The organism is Streptomyces endophyticus, from assembly GCF_035798155.1.
Taxonomy (GTDB): Bacteria; Actinomycetota; Actinomycetes; order Streptomycetales; family Streptomycetaceae; genus Streptomyces; species Streptomyces endophyticus.
In genome coordinates, this window is record NZ_JAOZYC010000187.1 from 1 (window position 1) to 10,564 (window position 10,564).

Annotated in this window: 8 protein-coding genes; 6 read left to right on the forward strand and 2 right to left on the reverse strand. The window is 69.9% G+C overall.

What is annotated here, in order from left to right; translation table 11 throughout:
• From OKJ99_RS37690 to OKJ99_RS37700, 3 genes are all read left to right on the forward strand, one after another.
• Positions 1 to 984 (forward strand): SIS domain-containing protein (locus tag OKJ99_RS37690; RefSeq protein WP_326022912.1); only part of this gene is annotated, 984 nt, incomplete at its 5' end.
• An 81-nt stretch (positions 985 to 1,065) separates the two neighbouring features.
• Positions 1,066 to 2,217 (forward strand): mannose-6-phosphate isomerase, class I, encoded by a 1,152-nt coding sequence (gene manA / locus OKJ99_RS37695; RefSeq protein ID WP_326022913.1) that lies wholly within the window; start codon positions 1,066 to 1,068, stop codon positions 2,215 to 2,217.
• 85 nt (positions 2,218 to 2,302) lie between these two features.
• Positions 2,303 to 3,280: a cation diffusion facilitator family transporter gene (locus tag OKJ99_RS37700; protein WP_326022914.1), complete on the forward strand. Its 978-nt coding sequence runs from the start codon at positions 2,303 to 2,305 to the stop codon at positions 3,278 to 3,280.
• 73 nt (positions 3,281 to 3,353) lie between these two features.
• Here the strand turns inward: OKJ99_RS37700 and OKJ99_RS37705 are convergent, their stop codons facing one another.
• Positions 3,354 to 5,456, reverse strand: coding sequence for a fructose-specific PTS transporter subunit EIIC (locus OKJ99_RS37705; protein ID WP_326022915.1), 2,103 nt, complete (start codon positions 5,454 to 5,456; stop codon positions 3,354 to 3,356).
• 416 nt (positions 5,457 to 5,872) lie between these two features.
• Here OKJ99_RS37705 and ahcY point away from each other — a divergent pair, with 416 nt between their 5' ends.
• Both ahcY and OKJ99_RS37715 read left to right on the forward strand, forming a co-directional pair.
• A complete protein-coding gene (gene ahcY, locus OKJ99_RS37710; RefSeq protein WP_326022916.1) occupies positions 5,873 to 7,336 on the forward strand; it encodes an adenosylhomocysteinase in 1,464 nt (487 codons plus the stop codon).
• 225 nt (positions 7,337 to 7,561) lie between these two features.
• Entirely contained in the window at positions 7,562 to 8,176 is a 615-nt protein-coding gene (locus OKJ99_RS37715) for a hypothetical protein (protein ID WP_326022917.1), read from the forward strand.
• A gap of 10 nt (positions 8,177 to 8,186) precedes the next feature.
• On the opposite strand, the gene OKJ99_RS37720 is transcribed toward OKJ99_RS37715, so the two are convergent.
• Positions 8,187 to 9,143, reverse strand: a complete 957-nt coding sequence (locus tag OKJ99_RS37720) for an RDD family protein (protein ID WP_326022918.1) — start codon at positions 9,141 to 9,143, stop codon at positions 8,187 to 8,189.
• A 106-nt stretch (positions 9,144 to 9,249) separates the two neighbouring features.
• On the opposite strand from OKJ99_RS37720, the gene OKJ99_RS37725 reads away from it, so the two are divergent.
• Positions 9,250 to 10,257: a stage II sporulation protein M gene (locus tag OKJ99_RS37725; protein ID WP_326022920.1), complete on the forward strand. Its 1,008-nt coding sequence runs from the start codon at positions 9,250 to 9,252 to the stop codon at positions 10,255 to 10,257.
• Positions 10,258 to 10,564 lie beyond the last annotated feature (307 nt).

Sequence of the window (10,564 nt, forward strand, 5' to 3'; positions counted from 1 at the left end):
CCCGACGGCCGCCCCCGCGCCGTCCTCATCGCGGGCCCCGGCACGGCCGCCGTGGGCGTCGCCGACCTCATCACACGCCTGGCCGGCGCGGCCTGCCCGGTCGTCCGCCTGCGCCCCGCCGGTGTGGCCCCCGCGTCCGGCGCGCTGCGCTGGGAGCTGCCGGGCTGGGCGGGCTCGGTCGACCTCCTCCTGGTCGCCACCCCGGACGGCACGGAGCCGAGCCTCTCGCTCCTCGTGGAACAGGCGTACCGGCGCGGCGTCGCGGTCGTCGCGGTCTGCCCCTCCGGCGCCCCGCTGACCGAGGCGGTCGCAGGGGCGCACGGACTGTCCGTACCGATGGCCACGGCCCCGTACGAGCAGGACGAACCCGCGGCCGCCTCCGCGCCGGGCGCACTCTGGGCGCTGCTCACGCCCCTCCTCGCGCTGCTCGACCGCACGGGTCTCCTCTCGGCCCCGCCGGACACGCTCGAAAAGGTCGCCGACCGCCTCGACCAGGTCGCCGAGCGCTGCGGCCCGGCCATCGCCACGTACAGCAACCCGGCCAAGACGCTCGCCGCCGAACTCGCCGAGGCGCTCCCGCTGATCTGGACCGAAGGCGCCGCCGCGGGCCCGGCGGGCCGCCGCTTCGCCGCCGCTCTCGCGGAACTCGCCGGGCGCGCCGCGCTCGCCGCCGACCTGCCCGAGGCGATGCCCGCCCACGGCGCGCTCCTCACCGGCGACCTGGCCGCAGGCGCCGACCCCGACGACTTCTTCCGCGACCGCGTCGAAGAGGTCCAGATGCTGCGCGCCCGCGTCGTCCTGCTGCGCGACCGGCCCGCCGGCGGCCTCACCGCCGCGCCCGCGGCCCGCGAACTCGCGCTCTCGCACGACATCGCCATCAGCGAGCTGGAGCCGGAGGAGGGCAGCGACCTGGAGACCCTCGCGGAGCTGATCGCCGTCACGGATTTCGCCGCCGTTTACCTGGGTCTCGCCTCGCGGGCCTGACCCGGACCGACCCTTTCTCCGGCCGGCCGGCAGACGGCGCCCGGCCGCCCCGCCCTGGACCGCGTACCGAAAGAACCCCTCATGGACCGCCTCACCAACACCATCCGCCCCTACGCCTGGGGCTCCACCACCGCCATCCCGCAGCTCATCGGCGTAAGCCCGACCGGTGAACCGCAGGCGGAGATGTGGATGGGCGCGCACCCGGGCGCCCCCTCACGCACCGAGCGCGGCCCGCTGAACGAGGTCATCGACGCGCACCCGGAGACGGAGCTCGGCTCCGAAGCGGTCGCCAAGTTCGGCCCCCGCCTCCCGTTCCTCCTCAAGCTGCTCGCCGCGGGCGCGCCCCTCTCCCTCCAGGTGCACCCCGACCTCCAGCAGGCGAAGGAGGGTTACGAGGACGAGGAGAAGCGCGGCGTCCCCATCGACGCCCCGCACCGCAACTACAAGGACGCCAACCACAAGCCCGAACTGATCTGCGCGCTCACGCCGTTCGACGGCCTGTGCGGCTTCCGCGCACCCGAGGAAGCCGCACAACTGCTCGAAGGCCTCGGCGTCGACAGCCTCAAGCCGTACGCCGATCTGCTGCGCGCCCACCCCGAAGAGGCGGCGCTGCGCGAGGTCCTCACCGCCGTACTGAGCGCGGACCCGGCCGACATGGAGCGGACCGTCACCGAGGCCACGGCCGCCGCCCAGCGCATCGGCGGCGCCTACGAGCCGTACGCGGGCATCGCCCACCACTACCCCGGCGACCCGGGCGTCATCGCGGCCATGCTGCTCAACTACGTCCAACTGCAGCCCGGCGAGGCCCTGTTCCTCGGCGCCGGCGTCCCGCACGCCTACCTCGACGGCCTCGGCGTCGAGATCATGGCCAACTCGGACAACGTACTGCGCTGCGGCCTCACCCCCAAGCACGTCGACGTCCCCGAGCTGCTGCGCATCGTCCGCTTCGAGGGCACCGACCCCGGCGTGCTGCGCCCGGAGGCGTCGCCGGACGGCGAAGAGGTCTACGACACCCCCATCGACGAGTTCCGTCTCTCGCGCTTCGTCCTGCCCGAGAGCGGCGCGGACTACGACCTGACGGCCGCTACGCCGCAGATCCTGCTGTGCACGGCGGGCACCGTCCGGGTCGGCGAGCTCGCGCTCGCGCCCGGCGAGTCGGCCTTCGTTCCGGCGAACGAAAAGGTGAATGTGTCCGGGTCCGGCACGGTTTTCCGTGCGACGGTGGTGGCCTGAGAGGTACCTGCGACGTCCCGTGCTGCAACAATGACCCACCGCGCACGGGACGAACGTAGAACCTCGAAAGGACACCAGGAACGACATGAGTGCTTCAGGCGGAGCCAAGGCGATCGTGGCGGCGCTGGTCGCCAACCTAGCGATCGCGGTAGCGAAATTCGTGGCGTTCCTCTTCAGCGGCTCCTCGTCGATGCTCGCCGAGGCCGTCCACTCGCTCGCGGACTCGGGCAACCAGTTCCTGCTGCTGATCGGCGGCAAGAAGGCCCAGCGCGAGGCGACTCCGCAACACCCCTTCGGGTACGGACGCGAGCGTTACATCTACGCCTTCTTGGTGTCGATCGTCCTCTTCTCCGTCGGCGGCATGTTCGCCGTCTACGAAGGCTACGAAAAGATCAGCCACCCGCACGATCTGGAGCACTGGTACTGGCCGGTCGGCGTGCTCGTCTTCGCGATCATCGCCGAGGGCTTCTCCTTCCGTACGGCCATCAAGGAGTCCAACGCGCTGCGCGGAAAGCTCTCTTGGGGCCAGTTCATCAAGCGCGCCAAGGCGCCCGAGCTGCCGGTCGTCCTCCTGGAGGACTTCGGCGCGCTCATCGGTCTGGTCCTCGCGCTGTTCGGCGTCGGCCTGACCATTGCCACCGGCGACGCCGTCTGGGACGGCATCGGCACCCTCTGCATCGGCATCCTGCTGATCGCCATCGCGATCGTCCTCGCCCTGGAGACCAAGTCGCTGCTGCTCGGCGAGGCCGCCGGCGCCGACGAGGTCGCGAAGATCGAGCAGGCCGTCGTCGACGGTGACACCGTCACCGGCCTGATCCACATGCGCACGCTCCACCTCGGCCCCGAGGAACTCCTCGTCGCCGCGAAGATCTCCGTGCAGCACGACGACACGGCCACCGAGATTGCCCGCGCCATAAACGACGCCGAGGCCCGCATCCGCGCCGCCGTCCCGATCGCCCGCGTCATCTACCTCGAACCGGACATCTACAGCGAGACCGAGGCCGCGAAGGGCTCCGACCCGGACGCCCGCCCCGGCGGCCCGACGCCGACACCGGAGCACTGAAAACTCCCTCTACGTAGATGGGGCCCAGCCGAGAATCTCGGCTGGGCCCCATCTACGTAGACACGCGTTGCGGTCACTGCACCTCGGACAGCACCTCGAGGATCGCCGCCTCGTCCGGCGCCGCCTGCAACCGCGCCCGGAATTCCGTGTCCATCAGCTTCCGCGACAGCAGCGCCAGAATCCGCAGATGCTCATCGCCCGCGGCGGCCTCCGGCACCGAGATCATGAAGACGAGCCTGGCCTTCGTGCCGTCGAGCGAACCCCACTCGATGCCCTCGTCGGACCGCGCGAAACAGACGACCGGGGCGGTCACCGCGTCCGTCTTGGCGTGCGGGATGGCGATCTCCTCGCCGAGCCCGGTCGTGCCCTGCTCCTCGCGACGCAGCGCGGTCTGTACGAGCTCTTCCACGTCGGTGACCTTGCCGGTACGGGCGGCGAGGCCCGCCATCTCACGGATGGCCGCTTCCTTGTCCTGCGCGTCCAGCTGCACCTTGACGGTCTCGTCGGTGAGATAGCCGGAGAGAACCTCGGGCTTCTGATCCGCGGTCGTGTCCGTGCCGTCGGCGTGCGCCTCGTCGGCCGCTTCGGCCTCGGCCGTGCCGGAGGCGGTGGCGGTGGCCGTGGCCGCCTGGAGCGAGGCGGAAGCGGACGTGGATGCGACCGATGCCGTGGCGTGCGCCGGCTCGGGCGCGCGCTCGGCGGAGTCGGCCGCGGCCTGTTTGGCGGCGGCACGGCGGTTGCTCACGCCGACGAGCGCGTTCGTCGTCACGGCGGTGACCACCGTGCCCACGACGATCGCGACGAAGAACATGGCGAGACCGCTGATCGCGCCGAACACCGCGACGATCGGACCACCGTGCGGCACGGAGTCCTCGACCCCGGCGAGACCGGCGATCGCACCGGCGACCGCGCCACCCAGCATGTTCGCCGGGATGACCTGCGCCGGACGTGCCGCCGCGAAGGGGATGGCACCTTCCGAGATGCCGAAACAGCCCATGAACAGCGCCGCGATACCGGCTTCGCGCTCCGCGTCCGTATAGAGCTTGCGGCGGATCATCGTGGCCAGGCCCTGGCCGAGCGGCATCACCGGGATGGCGGCGGCGGCCATGCCCATGACGGCGTTGTTCGTCCCGATCAGGCCGACGGCGAACAGGAACGCGGTCTTGTTGACCGGGCCGCCCATGTCGAACGCGATCATCAGACCGATGAGCGCACCGAGCAGCACCGCGCTCGACCCGGTCATCCCGCCGAGGAAATCGGTGAGGTGCGTGAACACCCAGGAGATCGGCCCGCCGAGGATATAGATGAAGGCGAGACCGACGGCCAGCGTGGACGCGATGGGGACCACGATGATCGGCATGATCGGCTGGATGGCCTTCGGAACCTTGACCTTCCGGATCGCGAGGACGATGTAGCCCGCGAGGAAACCGGTCACGATGGCGCCGAGGAAGCCGGCGTTGGCGTCCGAGCCGTAGATGCTGGCGTCGGCGGCGAGGAAGCCGCCGATCATGCCCGGCACGAGTGCGGGGCGGTCACCGAGCGCGAAGGCGATATAGCCGGAGAAGATCGGCAGCATCAGCTTGAAGCCGAGCGTGCCGAGCGCGTTGACGTTGAACCAGAACGTGTCCTTGGGGATCTGGATGCCGTCGGGCGTCGCGTGACCGCCGATCGCCAGCGAGACGGCGATCAGCAGACCGCCGACGACGACGAACGGAATCATGAAGCTGACGCCGTTCATCAGCGCCTTGTACGCCGCGCTGCGCTCCTTGCCGCCGGACGCCGCGGCCTCCTGCGCCGCACCGCCCGCCGAGCCGGCCACGGGCGCGCTCTGGACCCGCTCGATCAACTGCTCGGGGTGGCTGATGCCCTCCGACACGCCGACCGACAGCACTCGCTTACCGGCGAACCGGGCGCGGTCGACGTCCTTGTCGGCGGCGATGATGACGCCGTCGGCGTTTTTGACATCGTTGTCGGTGAGGACGTTCTCGGCCCCGATGGACCCTTGCGTCTCCACCTTCATGTCGATGCCCGCGGCGTCCGCTGCCTGCTGCAGCTTCTCCGCCGCCATGTAGGTGTGCGCGATGCCGGTCGGACATGCGGTCACCGCGAGCAGCTTCAACTTCTTCTGCTGCTCGACGGTTCCTCCGCCCGCGTGGGGGTCGGCCGGACTGGTCACGTGGCTCTCCTTCAAGCGTTCCGTGCAAGAACGCGCAGATCTTTGCGGCTCTCCCAGCATGGTGCAACACATACGGACAGAGCCGACAGTCGAAGGTCCCGGATCCGGTAGTCCGTGGTCCTGCGAGGAGGCCCGGTCCGGAACGCGTGCGACCGGATCGAGAGGCGGGGTGGGTTCGGCTGGGCCGATCGGTGTAGCTTTGTACCGAGCCAGACGTCGCTGCTGATGGCGGTCGGGCGGCCCGTACGCCGGGTCGGCCGAGGGAGAGAGGGCCTCCGACGGACTGCGCTGCGAACGCCAGGGGACACTTGTGTCCCAGGACTCCGCAGGTCAGCCATGCGCGCACAACCCGTATCGCGGGCAGGCGCCTCAGCCCACCTCGACCGACTGCAACAGCACCGAGGAGCAGCTCACTTATGACTTCTGTCGCCAACCGACAGGACCAGGACTTCAAGGTCGCCGATCTCTCTCTCGCCGCCTTCGGCCGCAAGGAGATCACCCTCGCCGAGCACGAGATGCCCGGCCTGATGTCGATCCGCAAGGAGTACGCCGCCACGCAGCCGCTCGCCGGCGCCCGCGTCACCGGCTCCCTGCACATGACGGTCCAGACGGCCGTCCTCATCGAGACCCTCGTCGCGCTCGGCGCCGAGGTCCGCTGGGCCTCCTGCAACATCTTCTCCACGCAGGACCACGCCGCCGCGGCCATCGCCGTCGGCCCGAACGGCACGCCGGACGACCCCCAGGGCATCCCGGTCTTCGCCTGGAAGGGCGAGACGCTCGAGGAGTACTGGTGGTGCACGGAGCAGGCTCTGACCTGGCCGAACACCCCCACCGGCGGCCCGAACATGATCCTCGACGACGGTGGTGACGCCACCCTCCTCGTCCACAAGGGCGTCGAGTACGAGAAGGACGGCAAGGTCCCCTCGGTCGACACCGCCGAGTCCGACGAGCACCGCGTCATCCTCCAGCTCCTGAACCGCACGATCTCGAACGGTTCGCAGAAGTGGACCCAGCTCTCCTCCGAGATCCGCGGCGTCACGGAGGAGACCACGACCGGCGTCCACCGCCTGTACGAGATGCAGCGCGACGGCGTCCTCCTGTTCCCGGCGATCAACGTGAACGACGCCGTGACCAAGTCGAAGTTCGACAACAAGTACGGCTGCCGCCACTCGCTCGTCGACGGCATCAACCGCGCCACGGACGTCCTCATCGGCGGCAAGACCGCCCTCATCTGCGGCTACGGCGACGTGGGCAAGGGCTGCGCGGAGTCGCTGCGCGGCCAGGGCGCCCGCGTGATCGTCACCGAGGTCGACCCGATCTGCGCGCTGCAGGCGGCGATGGACGGTTTCCAGGTCGCGACGCTGGACGAGGTCGTCGACAAGGTCGACATCTTCGTCACGACGACCGGCAACAAGGACATCATCATGGCCTCGGACATGGCCAAGATGAAGCACCAGGCGATCGTCGGGAACATCGGCCACTTCGACAACGAGATCGACATGGCCGGCCTGGCGAAGATCGACGGCATCGTCAAGGACGAGGTCAAGCCGCAGGTCCACACCTGGACGTTCCCCGACGGCAAGGTCCTCATCGTGCTCTCCGAGGGCCGCCTGCTGAACCTGGGCAACGCGACGGGCCACCCGTCCTTCGTGATGTCCAACTCGTTCGCGGACCAGACGCTGGCCCAGATCGAGCTCTTCACCAAGCAGACCGAGTACCCGACCGGCGTGTACGTGCTGCCCAAGCACCTGGACGAGAAGGTCGCCCGCCTGCACCTGGACTCGCTCGGCGTGAAGCTGACGACGCTCCGCCCGGAGCAGGCCTCGTACATCGGCGTCGAGGTCGAGGGCCCGTACAAGCCGGACCACTACCGCTACTGAGCACGCGCCTGCCGAGCGCGCGTCTCCTGATCGCTCGCCCCGGCACCGCGCACCAGCCGCCCGCCGGCTGACCGCCTCGCAGGACAGGCCCCCGCACCCCCGTGTCGGGGGCCTGTCCCGTGTCCGCACACACCGCTGGCTACGGTGGACACGTCCTTCGACGACCGCCGGCCCCGCACCCGACGGCGGCCGTCACCAGGCCAGACAGAGGACCTCACGAACGCCATGCCCCGCGGCCGTTATTCGCTTCACGATCTGCACGATCACACCCCCATCGGCGAAGAGCACTTCCAGTGCGCGCCCGGCCCTTCCGGCTGGCGCTATGTAGCGCAACGGACCACCCCCTCCGGCGACCACGCCGGCTCGATCGATCTCGCCCTCGACGAACTCGGCCGCCCCATCCGCCTCGAACTGAACGCGGCGAGCTGGCAGGTGAGAGGTGCCGCCCTGGACGGCGTCACGTGGGTCCGCACCGACCCCACGGGCACTCACGCCACCGAAGGAAACGCCCCCGCGCACGCGTTCACGGGAACATCCCCGGCGTTCCTCATCGCCACCGCACGCCTGCTCGGTCTCACCCCCGCTTCCCCTCCGACCCGCGTCCGCCTCGTCGCCCTGACGGATCCCGTGCTCGCGCCGCTCACTGTGGACCAGTCCTGGACCCTGCTGAACAGCGAAGCACACGCCACTGACAACGGGCCTCTGACCGTGGACGAATACCAGGTCACAGCCCTGGACACGGGCGAGCAGCAGACCGTCCACATCAGCGGCGACGTGGTCCTCGCGGCCCCCGGCATCGAGCTGGAGAACCTCGAGAACCCGCCGTCGGCCTTCCGCTGACGCCGTGCGCTCAGGCCGGCGGTACGAACCCGGTGGCCGGCCCGTCCGAACTCCCGGGCCCCGCCGGGGGGTTGTCGGCCGGGCGGGATGCAGGGGCCGGAGGAACGGGAGGAGCGAGCGGAGGCGTGGGCGGCACGGGCCCCGCGGCCGCCGCGTACCCGCCGTACGGCCCGGGAGCGGCACCAGCCACGGTCGACGCCGCCTGCCCACCCGCGGCGCTCGGGCCGAAGGCGCGCTGAGCCTCCCGGGACTGCCGCTCGTGCGTCACGGCCGCCAGAAACGCGGCGGGCGGCATGTCGCTGGGCACCGACGCCCCAGTGTGCGCGGCGAGTTCGCCCGCGAGCCGCTCGGCCATCCCCCACCCCACTTGCGGATCCAACTGCCCCATCCGCGTCAGGTACTGCCGCACCGCGAGCCACAGCCCCTCCGGCACGGCCGACAGATCCAGCTCGGCGAACCTTCCCACCAGCCACGGCGGGGGAGGAGGCACGAACGCCAACTGCCCGGTCGGCACCCTTTCCCGTACGACAAGGGTCCCGGCGAACACGTCCCCGACCCGCCGGCCCCGCGCGGACACGAGTGAAGCGATGCACGCCACGACCCCAAAGGTCATGAGGATCTCCACGACCCCGATGGCTCCCCGCACCAACGCATGCCGGAACCGGATCGGCCCGCCGTCGTCCCGCACCACGCGCAGCCCGCACGCGAGCTTCCCCAGCGAGCGCCCATGGCTCAACGTCTCCACGGCGATCGGGATCCCGACCAGCACCAACAGAAACGTCGCCACCGCGACGGCCGCGACCGCCGCATCGTCGAGCGAGGCGGTCGCCGCCGCGAACGCCATGGTCACCGCGATATAGACGGCGAACGCCACCGCCAGATCGATGAGCACGGCAAGCGCCCGACTCGGCAACTTCGCGGGCCGCAGCTCCAGCGCCACCGCCTCACCCGTCACCAGCTCAATCACGCCGGCCACCCACCCTTCAACGAGCTGCCCCAGGAACCGCCCAGTCTGCCAAGCTGAAGGACCATCGCGCCGTACAGGTGCCGGAAAGCGAGGAGCAGCAGACCGGATGGACCTCGACGTCTTCGTGTCCGCCCACCGGGCCGAGTGGGACCGACTGGACGCTCTGCTGCGCCGCCGACGCCGACTCACCGGCCCAGAGGCGGACGAACTGGTGACCCTGTACCAGCGCACCGCCACCCACCTCTCGCTCATCCAGTCGAGCGCACCGGACCCCCGGGTGATCGGCCGCCTCACTCAACTCGTGGCCCGCGCGCGTAGTGCCGTGGCGGGCACCCGCCGCGCTTCATGGCGCGACGTGACGCGCTTCTTGACCCACGGTTTCCCGGCAGCGGTCTACAGGGCGCGCCACTGGTGGGTGCCCACCGCGCTGCTGTCGACCGCGATAGCCGCCCTCATCGGCTGGTGGATCGCCACCCACCCCGATGTCCAGGCCTCCATCGCCGCCCCCTCCGATCTCCGCGAGATGACCCGCCCCGGAGGCCAGTACGAGACGTACTACTCGAGCCACCCGGCCGCGTCGTTCGCCGCCCAGGTCTGGACGAACAACGCTCAGGCCGCCGCCATGTGCCTGGTTCTGGGCGTCTTCCTGGGCCTTCCGGTCCTGTGGATCCTCTTCCAGAACATGCTCAACGTAGGTGTGGGTATCGGCCTGATGGCCTCCGTCGGCCGCCTCGACACCTTCCTGGGGCTGATCCTCCCGCACGGCCTGCTCGAGCTGACCGCGGTCTTCGTAGCGGCCGGGACCGGACTCCGTCTCGGATGGACGGTGATCGATCCGGGCATCCGTACGCGCAGAACGGCCCTGGCCGAAGAGGCCCGCGCGGCCCTCGGCATGGCCATCGGACTGGCTCTGGTCCTCTTCATCTCCGGGGCCATCGAAGGCTTCGTCACCCCCTCCGGCCTCCCTACGTGGGCCCGCATCGGTATCGGCATCGCGGCAGAGCTGGCCTTCCTGACGTACGTCTATGTCCTTGGCGGCCGAGCGGCTCGCGAGGGCGAAACGGGCGACGTGGCCACGGACGAGCGCAGTGCGCTGCTGCCCACGGCTGCCTGATGTGCGAGCGCCCCGCTGACCTGCTAGTCTCCTCTTCGCCCCGGAAAGACCGTTGACACGGACAGACCGGGGAGGTAGATTCGAAAAGTTGCCCCGAACTAGACAGGTTCGATTGCAACGGCTAGTATCTAGCGCGCTTCACGAAATTCAATTCTTCGAGAAGCCTCTCCCGATTAATCGGAAACCTTGAGCCGGTCAGTCCGGCCCAAAACTTCTGATAAAGTCGGCACCGCCGAAAGGCAAAGGCCCTCCAACGGCCACCGGAAATGAAATCCGAACCGGAAACGGAACGGAAAACGGATCTGGT

What these genes read in the sequence shown, in the direction of transcription:
- manA (WP_326022913.1), top strand. Translation starts at nt 1,066, where the DNA reads ATGGACCGCCTCACCAACACCATCCGCCCCTACGCCTGGGGCTCCACC.
- OKJ99_RS37700 (WP_326022914.1), top strand. Translation starts at nt 2,303, where the DNA reads ATGAGTGCTTCAGGCGGAGCCAAGGCGATCGTGGCGGCGCTGGTCGCC.
- ahcY (WP_326022916.1), top strand. Translation starts at nt 5,873, where the DNA reads ATGACTTCTGTCGCCAACCGACAGGACCAGGACTTCAAGGTCGCCGAT.
- OKJ99_RS37715 (WP_326022917.1), top strand. Translation starts at nt 7,562, where the DNA reads ATGCCCCGCGGCCGTTATTCGCTTCACGATCTGCACGATCACACCCCC.
- OKJ99_RS37725 (WP_326022920.1), top strand. Translation starts at nt 9,250, where the DNA reads ATGGACCTCGACGTCTTCGTGTCCGCCCACCGGGCCGAGTGGGACCGA.